This is a genomic window from Pilosibacter sp. NGB245 (genome assembly GCF_057397225.1).
In genome coordinates this window covers 2387354-2403420 of record NZ_CM171584.1, presented here as the reverse complement: position 1 = coordinate 2403420, position 16067 = coordinate 2387354, and the positions used below count along the sequence as shown (strand labels likewise).

At 50.6% G+C, this 16067-nt stretch carries 17 protein-coding genes; 5 read left to right on the top strand and 12 right to left on the bottom strand.

Annotation, left to right across the window (positions count from 1 at the left end):
• Positions 1–79 precede the first annotated feature (79 nt).
• Positions 80–991 carry an AEC family transporter gene (locus tag ACXMYH_RS10880; RefSeq protein WP_118297038.1) on the top strand — a complete coding sequence of 304 codons (912 nt, stop codon included), beginning with the start codon at positions 80–82 and terminating at the stop codon, positions 989–991.
• Here the strand turns inward: ACXMYH_RS10880 and ACXMYH_RS10875 are convergent.
• The gene (locus ACXMYH_RS10875; protein WP_486554880.1) at positions 957–1646 is read right to left on the bottom strand and encodes a TetR/AcrR family transcriptional regulator; all 690 of its coding nucleotides are present in this window, start codon (positions 1644–1646) and stop codon (positions 957–959) included. The genes ACXMYH_RS10880 and ACXMYH_RS10875 overlap by 35 nt on opposite strands.
• Positions 1647–1904: 258 nt before the next feature.
• Between ACXMYH_RS10875 and ACXMYH_RS10870 the strand changes: the two genes are divergently transcribed.
• Entirely contained in the window at positions 1905–3017 is a 1113-nt protein-coding gene (locus ACXMYH_RS10870; RefSeq protein WP_486554879.1) for an aldo/keto reductase, read from the top strand.
• 11 nt (positions 3018–3028) lie between these two features.
• The gene (locus tag ACXMYH_RS10865; protein WP_329751732.1) at positions 3029–3559 is read left to right on the top strand and encodes a DUF3877 family protein; all 531 of its coding nucleotides are present in this window, start codon (positions 3029–3031) and stop codon (positions 3557–3559) included.
• Positions 3560–3592: 33 nt separating this feature from the next.
• Here the strand turns inward: ACXMYH_RS10865 and ACXMYH_RS10860 are convergent, their stop codons facing one another.
• From ACXMYH_RS10860 to ACXMYH_RS10840, 5 genes are all read right to left on the bottom strand, one after another.
• Positions 3593–4546: an L-lactate dehydrogenase gene (locus tag ACXMYH_RS10860; protein WP_215703646.1), complete on the bottom strand. Its 954-nt coding sequence runs from the start codon at positions 4544–4546 to the stop codon at positions 3593–3595.
• A gap of 417 nt (positions 4547–4963) precedes the next feature.
• Positions 4964–5254, bottom strand: coding sequence for a DUF4491 family protein (locus ACXMYH_RS10855; protein ID WP_486554878.1), 291 nt, complete (start codon positions 5252–5254; stop codon positions 4964–4966).
• Positions 5255–5319: 65 nt separating this feature from the next.
• Positions 5320–6825, bottom strand: coding sequence for a hypothetical protein (locus ACXMYH_RS10850; protein WP_486554877.1), 1506 nt, complete (start codon positions 6823–6825; stop codon positions 5320–5322).
• A gap of 197 nt (positions 6826–7022) precedes the next feature.
• The gene (locus ACXMYH_RS10845; RefSeq protein WP_215703648.1) at positions 7023–7847 is read right to left on the bottom strand and encodes a TrmH family RNA methyltransferase; all 825 of its coding nucleotides are present in this window, start codon (positions 7845–7847) and stop codon (positions 7023–7025) included.
• Between the two features lie 17 nt (positions 7848–7864).
• On the bottom strand, positions 7865–8098 hold the full coding sequence (locus ACXMYH_RS10840) for a MerR family transcriptional regulator (RefSeq protein ID WP_486554876.1): 234 nt from the start codon (positions 8096–8098) through the stop codon (positions 7865–7867).
• A 297-nt stretch (positions 8099–8395) separates the two neighbouring features.
• On the opposite strand from ACXMYH_RS10840, the gene ACXMYH_RS10835 reads away from it, so the two are divergent.
• Together ACXMYH_RS10835 and ACXMYH_RS10830 are read left to right on the top strand one after the other, a co-directional pair.
• Positions 8396–8542, top strand: coding sequence for a hypothetical protein (locus ACXMYH_RS10835; RefSeq protein ID WP_215703649.1), 147 nt, complete (start codon positions 8396–8398; stop codon positions 8540–8542).
• 444 nt (positions 8543–8986) lie between these two features.
• Positions 8987–10357: an MATE family efflux transporter gene (locus tag ACXMYH_RS10830; RefSeq protein ID WP_486554875.1), complete on the top strand. Its 1371-nt coding sequence runs from the start codon at positions 8987–8989 to the stop codon at positions 10355–10357.
• Here the strand turns inward: ACXMYH_RS10830 and ACXMYH_RS10825 are convergent.
• The 6 genes from ACXMYH_RS10825 to ACXMYH_RS10800 all read right to left on the bottom strand — a co-directional run bounded on the left by ACXMYH_RS10825 (position 10354) and on the right by ACXMYH_RS10800 (position 16063).
• Positions 10354–10710 (bottom strand): cupin domain-containing protein, encoded by a 357-nt coding sequence (locus tag ACXMYH_RS10825; RefSeq protein ID WP_118297029.1) that lies wholly within the window; start codon positions 10708–10710, stop codon positions 10354–10356. The two genes, ACXMYH_RS10830 and ACXMYH_RS10825, sit on opposite strands and share 4 nt — an antisense overlap.
• A gap of 353 nt (positions 10711–11063) precedes the next feature.
• Positions 11064–12074, bottom strand: coding sequence for a 3-deoxy-7-phosphoheptulonate synthase (gene aroF, locus ACXMYH_RS10820; RefSeq protein ID WP_329751736.1), 1011 nt, complete (start codon positions 12072–12074; stop codon positions 11064–11066).
• Between the two features lie 585 nt (positions 12075–12659).
• Positions 12660–13265, bottom strand: coding sequence for a cytidylate kinase-like family protein (locus ACXMYH_RS10815; protein WP_329751737.1), 606 nt, complete (start codon positions 13263–13265; stop codon positions 12660–12662).
• A 232-nt stretch (positions 13266–13497) separates the two neighbouring features.
• Positions 13498–14208 (bottom strand): ABC transporter ATP-binding protein, encoded by a 711-nt coding sequence (locus tag ACXMYH_RS10810; protein WP_118514659.1) that lies wholly within the window; start codon positions 14206–14208, stop codon positions 13498–13500.
• A 15-nt stretch (positions 14209–14223) separates the two neighbouring features.
• Positions 14224–14988, bottom strand: coding sequence for an ABC transporter ATP-binding protein (locus tag ACXMYH_RS10805; protein ID WP_182426862.1), 765 nt, complete (start codon positions 14986–14988; stop codon positions 14224–14226).
• Between the two features lies 1 nt (position 14989).
• Positions 14990–16063 carry a branched-chain amino acid ABC transporter permease gene (locus tag ACXMYH_RS10800; protein WP_118297138.1) on the bottom strand — a complete coding sequence of 358 codons (1074 nt, stop codon included), beginning with the start codon at positions 16061–16063 and terminating at the stop codon, positions 14990–14992.
• Positions 16064–16067: the final 4 nt, after the last annotated feature.

Below are 16067 nucleotides of genomic sequence, written 5' to 3'. Positions count from 1 at the left end.
GCCAGAGTTACAATAACTGTAATGCATAAAACGGCGGTTATCCATAACATATAGGACAGCCACAGGTAAGGGGAACAAAATGGATTTTACAAGTTTATTTAATATGCAGGGCATGATGTTCTGCGTTCTGGCGCTCGGATGGTATCTGAGGAAAAAAGGGATGATCGATAAGAGTGGAAAGGCGCTTTTGAGCAATCTTGTCATGAACGTGACACTTCCTGCGAGTATCATCAAATCGTTCCAGATGGAATTCAGCATGGATATCTTAAAACTGACCCTGGAAGTGATCGTGATCTCATTTCTGATCCAGATCATCTCGAACGGGCTCAGCCGCGTCCTCTATCCGGGATGGAATGAAGAGAGCCGGAAGGTTCTTCAGTACGCGACGATCGTCTCGAATGCCGGGATCCTCGGAAATGCGATTGCGGAAGGAATCTTCGGAGACCTTGGGATCATGTACGCCGCAGTCTATACGATCCCGACGAGGATCTTCATGTGGTCGGTAGGACTCACTTACTTTACGGAGGCGCCGACGAAAAAAGAACTTGTGAAAAAGGTGCTGACCCATCCGTGCATCATCGCGATCTTTACCGGAATGGTGCTTCTCATCTCGCAGTTTCAGCTTCCGGGATTTGTAAACCAGACAGTCCGGACGATCGCCGGAGCTAATACGTTCTGCGCGATGCTGCTCATCGGATGCACACTGGCGGAGGTGCCGTTTAAAGAGGTGTTCTCAAAAGAAGTTTACTATTATACATTTATCCGCCTGTTCCTGATCCCGGTCATCGTCCTTGCAGGATGCCGGTTGTTCCGGATCGACTCGCTGATCACAGCGGTCTGCGTGATCCTCTCCGCGATGCCGGCGGCGAGCACGAGTGTAGTCCTTGCGGTCAAATATGGAAAAGACGACCGCCTGGCAACGAAGATCGTTGTCTTTTCCACGGTCGTCTCATTGATCACACTTCCGATCTGGTGTTATTTCCTGCAGTAGGAGATCCTGTGGGACTTTCAAGGTAATACCAGAGGTTCATTCGGATAAATTCGTACATACTGAGCCGGAAATCCCGTTCTTTATGCGGGATTCCGGCTATTTTTAATGCTTCCTTCATGACCGGATTCGAGTGAGTGCTCCCACAGAGACCGGACGCATGGTACAGGACGGCGAGAAAAATTTCGCTGGCGTCATGGTCAGAGAAACTGAAGTGGTCTGCCATAAGTCTGACGAAAGCATCTTTGCCGGTAAAATAACTTTTTTTAAAGCAGGCAAGCCGGCAGGCAGAGACATGGACCTCGATGATCGTGCAGAGGATATCGCTGTAGCGGAAATAGTCGCGGTGGTCGTTTAAGACATCGGCCCAGCGGCCAGCCCACTCGTCCGGAGTCCATGTTTTCCCTTCCGGGAAAGCGGCGAAAAGATCATCGAAATAGGAGTGCATCTTATCGGAACAGATTTCCAGATAGATCTCTTCCTTTGTCGTCACGTATTTGTAGAGGTTTGCGCGTGTCCATGACAGCTTTCCTGCGATCGTGGACAGGGTGATCTCCTGGTAGGTGACGGAATTAAAAAGAGAGTCGGCAGCAGCCTTGATCTCTGCCATCCGGGCCTGTTTCTGTTCTTCACTTCTTGCGCGTACAAAGTCTGTCATGGGGTTCACCTCCTGTCAATTCCATGCTTTATTCAATAAATACACCATCATTATAATTGATTTCCAGGCACTTGACAAGGCATGTGGGGTATGCTAACATCAAAATTAGTTACAACATGTCACTTACGAAACAGGTGAAAACCGTGAGACTGGGACGCAAAATCCTGTTACAGTGCGCGGGCATGGAGTGCCCGTGTACTGTAACGGAAGATGATTTTAGATCCCGTCCGGTGAATCGCGTGGGAAAAGGAGAAGCGGATGGATAAGATCAAGAAAAATTTTGGATTTGGCTGTATGCGTTTCCCGATGATCGGGGAAGAGGTGGACGAGAAACAGGTCTGTCAGATGGTCGATTATTTCCTGGAACAGGGATTCAATTACTTTGACACGGCGCGCGGCTATATCGGCGGAAAGAGCGAGCTTGCGATCAAAAACTGCCTGACGAGCCGTCACCCGAGAGAAAGCTATATTCTCACGGATAAGCTGACAGGAAATTTCTTCGAAAAAGAAGAGGATATCCGCCCGCTTTTTGAGTCCCAGCTGGAACGCTGCGGAGTGGAGTATTTTGACTTTTATCTGATGCATGCCCAGAATGTTGAAAAGTTTGAAAAGTTCAAGAAATGTCATGCGTATGAGACGGCACTGAAATTCAAGGAAGAGGGAAAGATCCGCCATCTTGGAATCTCGTTCCATGACTGTGCGGAGGTTCTTGACCAGATCCTCACCGAGTATCCGCAGGTAGAGGTGGTACAGCTCCAGTTCAACTATATCGACTATGATGACCCGGCGGTTCAGTCCGGAAAATGCTATGAAGTCTGCAGAAAGCATGGAAAACCGGTGATCGTCATGGAACCGGTCCGCGGCGGCAGTCTCGCAAATCTTCCGGATAATGCAAAAGCAGTATTTGACGAGCTCCATGGCGGAAGTCCGGCGACATATGCGATCCGCTATGCGGCGGGATTCCCGGGGATCATGATGGTCCTCTCCGGAATGAGCACGATCGACCAGATGAAGGAAAATCTGGACTTTATGAAAGACTTCAGGCCGCTTGACGAGAAAGAGACACAGGCGGTAGAGAAGGTATGTGAGATCATCCAGGGCAAAAAGCTGATTTCGTGTACAGAATGCCGCTACTGTGTGGACGGCTGTCCGAAAAAGATCTTGATCCCGGATCTTTTCGTCTGCATGAATGCGAAAAAGATGTATCAGAACTGGAATTCTGACCATTACTATGAAATCCACACGAATGGGCATGGAAAGGCATCCGACTGCATCAAATGCGGAAAATGTGAGCAGATTTGTCCGCAGCAGCTGAAGATCCGCGATCTGCTGTGTGATGTTGCGGCGGAATTTGAGAAGAAAGAGGCATAAAGGAGAATAACATGGGATTTCATGAACTGGAAGAAAATCTGATCGATATGGTGAAGGAGCAGCAGGCGAAGCTCGGGTTTCGCCCGGAGGTGATCCGGCTGTACTATCCGGTCTCGACGCTGAATCACTTTTTCGGGACAGATGATACCCCGGAACGGATGGAAGAGCGGCTTCAGGAGCTTGGAGTCCACACGAAGGATACGCTTGGAGCTGTTCAGGTGACCGCAAAAGGGGACCGGTTCTGTATTAAGATCCCGGAAGAGGGCAGTGTGTTCGTCCATGAACAGATGAAAGGACGGGAGTTTATCCAGGACCTTGTAGAACTTGTCGGGAGACATGGATGCAGCCTTGATGAGATCCGGGAGCTTTTCCTCAAATGGTCGGAATATGCCGTGTTTGAAGAAATTGAGGACGGCGATTTCGACTGGGCGTTCCACTTTGCGGATGGCATCCCGGATCGGTATTATTACTGTTTTAAGGATGAGGGATGCCATCTGATCTACCACCGGTTCCTGCCGGAGGATTATGAGGAGCTGCTGTAAATGGAAGACCGGTAATTTCATTGCCGATGGAGTTTACAATTCCAACATCGCTGCAATCTTCTTCAATGTCTCCGCAGACGCCCGGAGCTTTTCGGCTTCCTCTGCATTTAACGCGATTGGAACATGCGTCTCGATGCCGGTTAATCCCACGATGGCCGGCATGCTGAGGGAGATGCCGTCGATCCCGTACTCCCCGTGCATCATGGAGGAAACCGGGAGAATGGACCGCTCGTTGCGGATGATGCATTCGCAGATCCGTTTGACGCTCATGGCGATCCCGTAATAGGTTGCCTGTTTTTTGGAGATGATGTCATAAGCGCTGTTTTTTACGTCCTCCGCGATCCGGTCCATAGCGTGGTCATGGTCGAAATGGCCGCGCATCTCGCAGAAGGTGTTTAACGGGATCCCGGAGACGTTGGTGCTGCTCCATGCGGCGATCTCGCTGTCTCCGTGCTCTCCGATGATGAAGGAATGGACGCTGCGGCTGTCGACACCGAGATGTTCCCCGAGCGCATATTTTAACCGCGCCGTGTCGAGTACGGTTCCGGAACCGATGACGCGGTTTTCCGGGAAGCCGGAGAGCTTTAACGCCGCGTAGGTCAGGATGTCGACCGGATTGGACACGATGAGGAGGATTCCCTCAAAGCCGCGCTTTGCGATCTCGGGGATGATCGTTTTGTAGATTGCGACATTTTTGTGGACCAGGTCCAGGCGCGTCTCATTCGGTTTCTGGTTCGCTCCGGCGGTGACGATGATGATCGCGGAATCGGCGATGTCATCGTAAGTTCCGGCATAGATCTTCATCTGACCGGCAAACGGGATTCCGTGGGCGATGTCCTTCGCCTCCCCATCGGCTTTGTCGTGGTTGACGTCCAAAAGGACGAGTTCGGAAAAGAGGCGGCTCTGCATCAGGGTGAATGCGGTGGCAGATCCGACGAAGCCGCATCCGATGACGGCTGCTTTTCTTGGGTTGATGGTCTGTTTCATAAAGGATCCCTCCTGTTAGCTCAGAATCGTGCGGAGATGTTCCGCGTGGAAGATGGTTTCAGTTTTTCCTTCCTGCATGTTCAGTATAGTATAACCGGAAATGAAAAACCGTTGTATTTACAACGAAAAAACCAGAAAATTCCAGAAAAACCGGAACTCTTTATGTTGGAGAATGCTGCATTAGAAGATAAGTGGTAAATGTTCAGTAGGTCTGCGCATTTACTGCGCTGACCGTAAGAAAACATAGGCGGGTAGGCAAAAATCCCATTGCCTCAGGCAATTTTTCATGGATTTTTGCTCGTGACTGTGAAGGTACTGAACAGTTACGATAAGTGTGAAAAAAGTCATGTTCCCCATCTGAAAAATGGGTGGGAACATGACTTTTTATGTAACAGCGACGTTTTGTTCTGATTTTTCTTATTTCTGCTTTTTCTTCGGATTTTCCGGAAACCATCCTTTCTTTACCCGCTCTTCCTGCTCAAATAATTCCTTGATGCTCCAGATGCAGGTGATCCCGAAAACAGCGATCAGCACGCTGATGATCATATTTGAGATCAGGAGAGAGGCGAGCAGGGAAAAAATCCCGATCCCCGCGAACACAGGCCAGACCTGTTTTCCAAAGTAATATTCTGTCTTGATGACGATCACATGAAAACTGCCGATCAGAAGAAACGTTCCGATCGCAGCGATCAGTCCGATCCAGTTCATAAAAATTCCTTTCTGTGAATCCTTGTTTTATTATGGTCAGCGCAGAACTACTGAACAGTTACTATCTAATGTTCATAGCTTCCCGTTGTGATCATATACTCGCCTTCGCCCTGGACAAACACGGTGCCGTCGGTTCCGATAATCGAAACGCTCTTTCCGTCAGCACCCGTGATGGAACCTTTGCAGATCAGGGAGGAGACTGTGCTGTTTCCGGTCACGGTCCATGCGGAGAGGGCATCGATCGTTACGTCACAGGTCCCGTTTCCGCCGTCGCCGGCATTTGTCTCGTCCTGAAGAATCGAGCCGGTCAGGATCGTTCCGTTCGTGAGGTTCAGCTTCAGATTGCTGATGCTGTCCCAGAGGATCGCACCGCTCATTTCCTGCTCATCTGCGGTGAAGGTGCAGTCAGCGCCGTTCTTTCCACTCTCGCCCCAGCCGCGCTTGTTGGCATTGCCGGTACACTTTAAGAAAAAGTCATTGGATGGAGAGTAGGTGATGTCCACATGTTTCAGATAGAAGGAACTCTCAGTGTTTGTCGTGTAGAACAGACCGCCGTTTAAGGAAGTCAGGTTGCCGCCCTCCATCGAAAAGTTACTCTCGCCGACCTCGGAATCGCCGGACATGCTCTGGTAGAGGATCACGGTCCAGTCGCAGTCATTCTGCTCATTTTCCGGGATGTTTCCGGAGAGCGTGCAGTTTTTGAGGGACAGGGAGTTTAAACCTTCGATGCAGACCGCCTCGGAATTTTCCGCGGAGAGCGCTGCATCGCTGACGGTAATGTCCGCAGTACAGTAGACAGCCGGGGAACCGGTTCCTTTTGACGTGTAGGTTCCACCGTTTATGGTCATGGTCCCGCCGCCGCGGTCGCTCCGGATCGCTGCGGAAGATTCGCCGTTTGTCTCAACAGTAAGGTTGGAAGCGGTGAGAGTTCCGCCGCCGGCGACGTGGATCCCTCCGGAGGTGTCCTGCTTTGTGGTGATCGTGGTGTCGGATACGGAGACATTGCCGTTGCCGTAGCTGAAGACGCCTGCACCGCCTTTCGCGTCGGTGGTGATCGTGCCGCCGGTGAGTGTCAGGGCTCCGTCTGTGGCAAGGGCAGCGGCGCCGGTGCCGTAGAAGCTGGAGTTGTCGCCGCCGGTGCTGTCGGTGGAGGTGCGGTCGATCGTGAAGTTATTTAAAGTGACAGACGCACCGCTGGTCACAAGAACTGCACTTTCATCCTTTCCGGTGGAAGCGTAGGTCTGGTCGCTTTCCTCTTTATCTTCAGAAAAGCTGGAGACAGCATCGTAGGATTCCGGTGCGGAATTCTGTCCGCCCGGGCCGCCAGGACCGCCTTCTCCGTCTGGAGGAGCCTGTTTTCCGTCCATATTTCCCGGAGTACCATCCGGCGGATTTCCTGGCCTGTCAGAATTTTCTCCCGGAGCTCCATCCGGTTTATCAGCCGGAGCGGAATCGGAAGCTTCTGTCACCTGTGCGGTAGTATCAGCGGCGGGATCAGCGGCTTTCTGTCCGCATCCGCCGACCATAAGGGTCCCTGCAAGAAGCATGCAGAAGAGTGCCTGTTTTTTCATGAGAATCAGATCCTTTCTAAAATGAAGTATACAAAGAAGTATACGAATTAAGTTTGTTAAAACTGTGAAATACACAGATTTTTCACATGGCGGAATTTGCCGAGTGTTCATGAGGTGGCGATGCGTGCCTGCACGAAGCAATCGGTTATCAAGGACAAACGCATCCGACGCGAGAAGATGTCAGGGTTCCGGTCTCGTCAATGTCTCGAGAGCTCCCAGAACGCCACCGCACTCGCCGCTGCGACATTTAAGGAGTCAACGCCATGCGCCATCGGGATCATGACCGTGTAGTCACAGCCATCGATCGTGGCGGAGGCGAGACCGTCGCCCTCGGTTCCGAGGATCACGGCGAGCTTTTCTTCTGAGAGAAGTCCGGGATCATCGATGGAGACGGAATCTTCCTTTAATGCCATGGCGGCAGTCTTGTATCCCATGGCTTTGAGGTGTGTAAGTCCGCCTGCGGAGAGATCGGCCTCTTTCGGAAAATAAGTCCACGGGATCTGGAAAACGGTTCCCATGCTGACTCTGGCGGCTCTCCGGTAAAACGGGTCGCTGCAGCCGGAGGAGAGTAGGACGGCATCCATGCCGAGCGCTGCGGCTGAGCGGAAGATGGCGCCGATATTTGTTGGATTTACAACATTTTCGAGCACGGCGATCCGGCGTTTTCCTTTACAGATCTCCTCCACAGAAGGCATCGGCTTCCGCTTCATGGCGCAGAGAAGTCCGCGTGTCAGTGCGAAGCCGGTGAGATTTGTGAGAAGAGAGGCAGCTGCGGTATAAACGGGAAGGTCCGGGTAATCGGAAAAAAGTTCCGGGATCCATGGATCCGTCTGCCGGTCCTCGATCAGGACGGAGACAGGTTCGTATCCGGCATTCAGGGCGCGGCGGATCACATTCGGGCTTTCCGCAATGAAGATCCCGGGGGCCGGTTCGTTGATATGATAAAGCTGGGACTCGGAATAGCGGGAAAAGAGGTCGAGTTCCGGCAGATTAAGGTCGGTGATCGTTATGATTGCTGGCATAAAATCTCCTTTTCGGCTCAGTCTGTTTCTTCTTTTAAGCAGATCAGGTTGCTGACATACGGGCGTTTCCCGGAAAGCACCTCATCGTAAAAATTCTGCTTCCAGTCGATATAGTCGATGCTGTTCTCCAGCTCCCGGATGGATTCGCGCAGCATTTCCTGCTTTCTGGAAAGCATTTCCTTTCGTTTCATGATCGTGCTCTCGCCCTGAAGACAAAGGGCAAGATATTCCTTCATTTCCTGAATGCTCATCCCGCATTTTTTCAGGCAGACCAGGTCTTTGATCCATTTTACATCATGTTCATCGAAAATACGGCGGTTGTTGCTGTCACGTTTTACGTTGGCAGATACCGAAAGCCATTGACCGGTTGTTACAATCGGAATATATAATCGGTAGTATCAATCGGATTATAGCATGTGAGACCCGAAAAGACAAGGACCGGTTCGGCAGGCCGCTGGTTCCTGTCCGCGCATTGCGCAAACATGTGTTATGATATTCGGGCTGAATCTCCTGCTTGCAGGAATCATGAAAGGACGAAAAAGAGCAAAATGAAACTGAACAGAGTGAAACAGATCAGTATAGTCATGGCGGCCGCAGATGTCGTGGATAACGGACTGTCTGTTTCGAGAAACAACGTTCCGAAGGCGCAGGCAGATGTGAAAGAGTGGACGGATTTGTTATCACTTGGAAATTAATGCTGCGGTTGTACGCGGCGGAAGATGGGAAAATCTGATGAATGGTGCCTGGAAAACAATCAGCGGTTGGTTAGGCAGAGAGATGGAAGCTAGAAATTTGGAAGAATCGGAAATCGAAAGGAGGAAAATGAACTTGAAGGCAGTGGAGCAGCTTCCGGACAGCGTGGTGCATCTGACATATCTGACGAAAAAGAAGCTGGACTGAGACAGGAAGAGTATGCCTGCCCGGATCAGAAAATAATGAATGAAAAGGCGCCGTGCACGGACAGGAAAAATCCGTGTATAGGCGCCTTTCAACACGAAGATTATAAGCATAGCGCAGGAAATACCTTCACTTGACAAGCAGGTACTTGCATGATACGATTATATTAGTTACAACGTGTCACTTAAACGACGAATGTCCGTGAACGGCGGATATTCCCTGGTCCTGCGGGGAGGAAAAAGATGGATTTTTTCAGAAAAAGCACGGCAAAGAAAAATGCGGATCAGAAAGGAAATCTGACGGAAGGACCGATCGCGAAGGGGCTTTTTACGTTTATGATCCCGATCTTTCTCGGTCAGCTTCTGCAGCAGCTCTACAACATGGCGGACGCCTGGGTTGTCGGGAACTATGCGAGCAATGATGCATTCGCGGCGGTCAGCCTGTCCGGAAATGTGACGATGTCGGTGATCACGCTCTTCGGCGGGATCGCGATCGGCGGCGGAGTCGTGATCTCAAAATACTTTGGAGCACAGGACGAGGAGAACCTGCGGCGGGCAGTCCACACGAACTTCCTTCTTGGAATCGTGTTTTCTATTCTCGCGACGATCATCGGTCAGGTGTTTGTCCCGATCCTGCTTGGCTGGCTTCACACGCCGGACAGCGTAATGACGGAGGCGCGACTGTACTTTGGAATCTATTTTGCCGGCGTCTCCACGGTCATCATGTACAACATCTGCATGAACATCATGCGGGCGGTCGGGGACAGCGTACATCCACTCTATTACCTGATCTTTTCCTCCGTGGTGAACATGATCCTGGATCTCATTTTTGTCGCCGGATTCAAATGGAGCGCAGCCGGAGCCGCGGTTGCGACCGTGATCGCGCAGGGACTCAGCGTTCTTTTATGCCTGTCACGCATGGTAAAGGACGGCGGGGCAGCGACGATCCATTGGAAGGAACTGCGCTTCCATAAAGAAATGATCCGCCAGGTTATCGTCCAGGGACTTCCGACGGGGCTCCAGAACTCGGTCATCAGCATCGGAAATCTCGTCGTCCAGTCAAATATCAATACATTCGGCGCATTCGCGATCTCCGGACAGGGTGCCTTTGCGAAGCTTGAGGGGATCGCGTTTCTCCCGATCATGAGCATGTCCATGGCGCTCACGACCTTTGTGAGCCAGAATCTTGGAGCCGGGAGAGCAGACCGGGCAAAAAAAGGCTCCGCCATCGGCCTTGCGTTCGGCATGGTGATGGCAGAGTTTGTGGGAATCTGTCTTTTTATCTGGATCCCGATCCTTCTTAGGATCTTTGTCGATGCACCGGAAGCGATCCGCTTCGGAACGATCCATGGAAGAACGGTTGCACTGTTCTTTTTCCTTCTGGCATTTTCCAACTGCGCGTCCGGCGTCCTCCGCGGAGCCGGAAAATCAGTGGTCCCGATGTTCACGATGCTCATCTGCTGGTGCGGGATCCGCGTTCTCTACGTGACGATCGCACTCCGGATCATTCCGGTATTCCGGACGATCTCATCGGCTTACCCGCTGACATGGAGCTTAAGCTCGATCATTTTTATCGTATTCTTGCTTCGGATGGACTGGGAAAAGCAGATTTAAATCTCTTTTCCGCGTTCATTGATCACGAGTGCCATAAATTCTAACGGCTCATCAAACGGATTTTTGATGGCATGGCTCTGACCAACCTCGATCACACAGACATCGCCCGGGTGGATCTCGGTCTCTGTGTGGTCGTTGTCCTCAAAGATCCCCTTTCCTTTGATCACATAGTACGGCTCGGTATTTTCTACATGCTGGTGGAAACCGATGCTGCCGTGCGGCGGGATGATCACGTGTGCGTACATGGATGCATGTCCCATGAGCTCGTCCTTGCTTAAAAGATGACGGATCTCGACGGTGCCTTCACCGCCTCTTAAATTCGGTACAAATGCGACTTCTGTTTTTCTGACCATAGTGGAAACCTCCCTGAAATATTTCAATAAAAATCTGCCGGGCAGCCATCTTTGCGGGATTGGTCTGCCTAAAATATTGACAAATTTATTATACTGCATATTTAGAAAAAGAAAAATCTGATTTTATATTTTTCGCAACCCGGCAATATGTTTATATATGCCTGAATAGTATGGCCGCTGTAGGTGTTCTTGCATTTTCCATTTGGGTTCAAAACATGAGAAAATATATTTTTTACATTTAAGATCAAAATGCTGGGATACAAGAGAAAAATACCAGGAATGCCCCCTGAGTGAACGAGATTCAGGGGGCATTTTATATTCTGCATGGCGGTGATTTCAGACAGATGATCGGCTTACCCAAGTGTATGGAAGAAATCCACCGTCTTATTCACTTTCTTCATCAGATGATCAAACATCTCCGGTGTCAGGGACTGGGCACCGTCGCAGAGGGCTTTTTCAGGATTGTTGTGGACCTCGATCATGAGACCGTCAGCTCCGGCTGCGATCGCTGCCATAGCGAGCGGCTCGACCATGAAACGGATCCCGGCTGCGTGGCTCGGGTCGATGATGACCGGAAGGTGAGTTTTCTTCTTTAACATCGGGACAGCGGAGATATCGAGCGTATTTCTGTAGGAAGTCTCGAAAGTACGGATCCCGCGCTCACAGAGGATGACCTTTTCATTTCCACCTGCCATGATGTACTCGGCACTCATCAAGAGCTCGTCCAGAGTGTTGGCAAGTCCGCGCTTTAAGAGGATCGGCTTGTCGATCTTTCCGAGAACCTTTAAGAGCTCGAAGTTCTGCATATTTCTCGCACCGACCTGGATGACATCCACGTCATCGAAGAGCGGGAGATGCTCAGCACTCATGATCTCTGTGACGACCGGGAGACCTGTGGCTTTTTTTGCCTCGAGGAGAAGATCAAGACCGTGCTCATGAAGCCCCTGGAATGCGTACGGGGAAGTTCTCGGCTTGAAAGCACCGCCGCGGAGAAGAGTAGCGCCGGAGCGTTTCACATCCTCAGCGACCTCTGTGATCTGTTCTTTCGTCTCGATCGAACACGGTCCGGCGATCACCTGGAAATTGCCGCCGCCGATCTTTCTGCCGCAGATATCGATCACGGTGTCATCCGGGTGCATGGAGCGGTTTGCCTTTTTGTACGGCTCGCGGATCCGGCGGACATCCTCAACGACATCGTTGGCGCGCAGCCAGTCCTCATGGATCATACTCGTATCACCGATCAGTCCGATCAGGGAAGCTTCGGTTCCCTCAGAGAGATGAAGCTTGAAGCCCTGGTTTACAAGTTCGGTCTTTAAAGATTCTACTTTCTGTTTATTGGCGTCTTTCTTTAAGATAATGATCATGATTGTTTTCTCCTTTTTTCTGTTAAAATAAAAAATCCGGTGTCTGCTGCAATCGCAAACACCGGCTCCACGTTTTCGTTACGTTTCCTCAGGCCCTTTGACCTTCGATCGGAGAGGTTTGTTTTTTGCAGCAGAAACAGTCCGCGCCGTAATAATAGCCCGGAAAATAATAAAAAGAATAGGATGCAAAAAGATTCATCATCTGGTTCTTCATATCTGCTGTTCTCCTCTCTGAAGATTGACCGCCGGATCGATTCTTTCCGGCTGCTGAAGTTATCATAGCGCTGTCAGATGCATTTGTCAATAGAAAAATTCAATAAGTTGAAGTTTTACGCTTTTATGTGATAAAATATACAAAAGAATGAAATAATAAAGGCTAAAAAATAAAGAAGAGCAGAAGAATGATCAGAACAAAAAAGATCCGAACAGCAGTGGGGATAGAAGACTAGTTGTAAATTTGTAAGTACGATACAAGGACGTAAAAGGTCAGGATTACAGAAGACGGGAATATCACGAAAAATCCCCGGCGCAGCCATGTGCTCATAACTATGCCGGGGATTTCCAGCCGATCAAAATCTCTATATCCTATTCCAATGACACCGTATTCGCAATGATCTCCACGCACCGCTCGATCCCGAGAGTACCGCTGTTTAAGCAGAGATCATAATTTTTCGGTTTGCCCCACTCATTGCCGCTGTAGTACTGATAGTAGTCGCGGCGCTTCGCATCGATGGCACGGATCCGGCTTTCCAGCTTCTTCACATCCTCATCCGGTTCCTTTTCAAGCGCCAGGATGCGCTCCACACGCTTTTTGAGACCGGAGGAGATAAATACCCGGAAAGCATCCTCAACGATCACGTCAGAACATCTTCCGATGATGACACAAGGTCCCTGGTTCGCAAGCTGGCGGATGATCTTCGACTGGATCACAAAAAGCTGATCAGAAACCGGGATCTCATAGGCAGGGGAGAAAGGATCGACCGTTGCGAGATCATCATAGTTGATCCGCTTCTGTCTGGCGATCACCTCATCGTTTGCGTGAAAAAGATCCTCAGAGATATTGCTGTCCTCGGCCGCCATAGCGATCAGTTCCTTATCGTAAACAGGAATCCCAAATTTCTTTGCGAGGCAGACGCCGATCTCGCGTCCGCCGCTGCCGAATTCACGGCTGATAGTGATGACTTTGCTCATAATATCTTCCTCCCCTGTACAAGTTGCTATTGTCCTTAATTCTGCACAGTTTCAGTGCTGTCTGTAAAGAGTATACCATAAAATCGCCAAAAAGTTACACAAAATTTTCCAATTTATAGAACTGTAAGAAAATATAAAACAGGCTCAACGCGTCCCGCCTTCCGCCACTATGAATCATTCAAAAAAATTACGGCCCACGCAACGCGTAAGCCGTAACCACAGATCAATCCACTTACTCACTCAGATAAGCTTTCTTCACCTGATCATTATTCATCATATCCTTCGCATCCCCACTCAAAACGATCTTCCCCGTCTCAAGCACATACGCCTTATTCGCGATCGAAAGCGCCTTCTTCGCATTCTGCTCGACCAGGAGAACCGTCACACCGTCGCGGTTGATACTCTGGATAATGTCAAACACCTCATTCACATAGATCGGAGACAGACCCATCGACGGCTCGTCAAGAACGATCAGCTTCGGGTGGCTCATGAGAGCGCGGCCCATGGCGAGCATCTGCTGCTCACCGCCGGAGAGAGTACCGGCTGGCTGGTTCACACGCTCCTTCAGACGCGGGAAACGCTCGTAGATCATGTTCAACGTCGCTTCCATCTCCGCCTTGTCCTTTCTCGTATAAGCGCCCAGCTTTAAATTCTGGAGAACGGAGAGCGTGGAGAACACGCGGCGCCCCTCCGGAACATGGGCGATGCCCATGCTGACAAGCTTGTAGCCCGGGACTCTTGTGATATCGGTTCCCTCATAGATGATATGTCCGGAACGGGCACTTAAAAGTCCTGTTACCGTGTGCAGCGTAGTCGTCTTACCGGCACCGTTGGCACCGATCAGAGCAACGATCTCTCCCTGGTTTACATCGAAGGAGATTCCCTTTAAAGCCTGGATCACGCCATAATAGACTTCCAGATCTCTTACTTCCAGCATTGCCATAATCTGTTTCTCCTCCTATTCATCACCGAGATATGCCTTGATAACATCTGGATTGCTCAAAACTTCCTGCGTAGGACCTGTGCAGAGAACCTGACCGAAGTTTAACACGGTGAGGCGCTCACAGATGCCGCTGACGAGTTTCATATCGTGTTCGATCAGGAGAATGGTCATTCCGAAATGGTCGCGGACGAAGCGGATCGTCTCCATCAGCTCCGCGGTCTCGTTCGGGTTCATGCCGGCCGCCGGCTCATCGAGAAGAAGAAGCTTCGGCTCTGTTGCGAGCGCGCGGGCGATCTCAAGCTTTCTCTGCTTACCGTAAGGAAGGTTGGATGCCTTGAAATCACACTCATTGTCGAGTCCGAACACCTTTAAGAGCTCCATGGCTTCCTCATCCATCTCTTTTTCGACCTTATAATAGCGCGGGAGACGGAGAATTCCCTCGATCGTGGAGTAGGGGTGGTGATTGTGAAGTCCTGCCTTTACATTGTCAAGAACGGAGAGGTCCTTGAAGAGACGGATGTTCTGGAAAGTACGGGCAATTCCGGCCTTGTTGATGTCGGTCGTGGACTTTCCGGTAAGGTTCTGACCGTCTAAGAGGATCGTTCCCGTATCCGGCTTATAAACACCGGTCAGAAGGTTGAAGATCGTGGTCTTGCCGGCACCGTTCGGTCCGATGAGGCCGTAGAGCTGGCCCTTTTCGATATTGATCGCAAAATTGTTGACAGCCTTTAAGCCGCCGAAGGAGATGCTCAGTCCCTTTACACTTAACATGTCTGACATTTTAAGCTTCCCCCTTTCCGGAATGTGTGGTATGTGATGCAAATCCGCCGAAAATCCGTTTGCGGAGCGTGATGAACTGCGGTGCAGAGTTGAAGAGCATCGCAAGGATCAGGACGATCGCGTAGATCAGCATACGGTAGTTGTTTAAGCCTCTTAAAAGCTCCGGGAGCAGATAGAGGATGACGGTGGAGATCACCGATCCGCGGATGCTTCCGATTCCGCCGAGAACGACGTATACAAGGATCATGATGGACATGTTGTAGCCGAAGTTCTTTGGGAGAGCAGTCAGTGTGGTCAGGTTGTGGGCGTAGAGAACGCCGGCAACACCTGCTAAAGCTGCGGAGATGCTGAATGCGAGCAGCTTATATTTCGTGATGTTGATTCCGATGGACTCAGCAGCGATGCGGTTGTCACGGATGGACATGATCGCGCGGCCCGTTCTGGAATTTACAAGGTTCATGACGATCACGAGAGTGATCAGGACCAGGATGATACCGATCGTAAAGGTTGCGGCCTGCGGAGTTCCGGTGATTCCCTGCGGTCCCTTGATGAGGACTTCACCGCCGTCTTTTAAGCCGAGGGACATGGAGTCCTTAAAGGAAATGTGGAAACCATCTGCGTCCCGTCCAAGGAATATGGCGTTGATGAGGTTCTTGATGATCTCACCGAATGCCAGGGTAACGATCGCGAGATAGTCACCGCGCAGACGTAAAACCGGGATACCGATCAGGATACCGCAGACAGCTGCAACGGCAGCGCCGATAAAAATCGCGATCACAAGGCTTACAGTCGGATTTAAGGTTCCCTTCATGCATTTGGAGAAGAGGGCACCGGCGAATGCACCGACGCACATGAATCCCGCATGTCCAAGGCTTAATTCACCGAGGATTCCGACGGTAAGGTTTAAGGATACTGCCATGATCACATAGATACAGAACGGGACGAGAAGTCCCTTTAAAAGGCTGGATACATGTCCGGTGTTCATGAGGATCTCCATGATGAGCCAGGCAGCGGCCACCATTCCGAGGGTGATCATATTGTTGACGAATGTTTTCTTTTTTGCTGTACTTTTCATGTCG

Coding starts and splice junctions, on each gene's coding strand:
- ACXMYH_RS10880 (WP_118297038.1), top strand. CDS start 80: ATGGATTTTACAAGTTTATTTAATATGCAGGGCATGATGTTCTGCGTT.
- ACXMYH_RS10875 (WP_486554880.1), bottom strand. CDS start 1,646: ATGACAGACTTTGTACGCGCAAGAAGTGAAGAACAGAAACAGGCCCGG.
- ACXMYH_RS10870 (WP_486554879.1), top strand. CDS start 1,905: ATGGATAAGATCAAGAAAAATTTTGGATTTGGCTGTATGCGTTTCCCG.
- ACXMYH_RS10865 (WP_329751732.1), top strand. CDS start 3,029: ATGGGATTTCATGAACTGGAAGAAAATCTGATCGATATGGTGAAGGAG.
- ACXMYH_RS10860 (WP_215703646.1), bottom strand. CDS start 4,546: ATGAAACAGACCATCAACCCAAGAAAAGCAGCCGTCATCGGATGCGGC.
- ACXMYH_RS10855 (WP_486554878.1), bottom strand. CDS start 5,254: ATGAACTGGATCGGACTGATCGCTGCGATCGGAACGTTTCTTCTGATC.
- ACXMYH_RS10850 (WP_486554877.1), bottom strand. CDS start 6,825: ATGAAAAAACAGGCACTCTTCTGCATGCTTCTTGCAGGGACCCTTATG.
- ACXMYH_RS10845 (WP_215703648.1), bottom strand. CDS start 7,847: ATGCCAGCAATCATAACGATCACCGACCTTAATCTGCCGGAACTCGAC.
- ACXMYH_RS10840 (WP_486554876.1), bottom strand. CDS start 8,098: ATGAGCATTCAGGAAATGAAGGAATATCTTGCCCTTTGTCTTCAGGGC.
- ACXMYH_RS10835 (WP_215703649.1), top strand. CDS start 8,396: ATGAAACTGAACAGAGTGAAACAGATCAGTATAGTCATGGCGGCCGCA.
- ACXMYH_RS10830 (WP_486554875.1), top strand. CDS start 8,987: ATGGATTTTTTCAGAAAAAGCACGGCAAAGAAAAATGCGGATCAGAAA.
- ACXMYH_RS10825 (WP_118297029.1), bottom strand. CDS start 10,710: ATGGTCAGAAAAACAGAAGTCGCATTTGTACCGAATTTAAGAGGCGGT.
- aroF (WP_329751736.1), bottom strand. CDS start 12,074: ATGATCATTATCTTAAAGAAAGACGCCAATAAACAGAAAGTAGAATCT.
- ACXMYH_RS10815 (WP_329751737.1), bottom strand. CDS start 13,265: ATGAGCAAAGTCATCACTATCAGCCGTGAATTCGGCAGCGGCGGACGC.
- ACXMYH_RS10810 (WP_118514659.1), bottom strand. CDS start 14,208: ATGGCAATGCTGGAAGTAAGAGATCTGGAAGTCTATTATGGCGTGATC.
- ACXMYH_RS10805 (WP_182426862.1), bottom strand. CDS start 14,988: ATGTCAGACATGTTAAGTGTAAAGGGACTGAGCATCTCCTTCGGCGGC.
- ACXMYH_RS10800 (WP_118297138.1), bottom strand. CDS start 16,063: ATGAAAAGTACAGCAAAAAAGAAAACATTCGTCAACAATATGATCACC.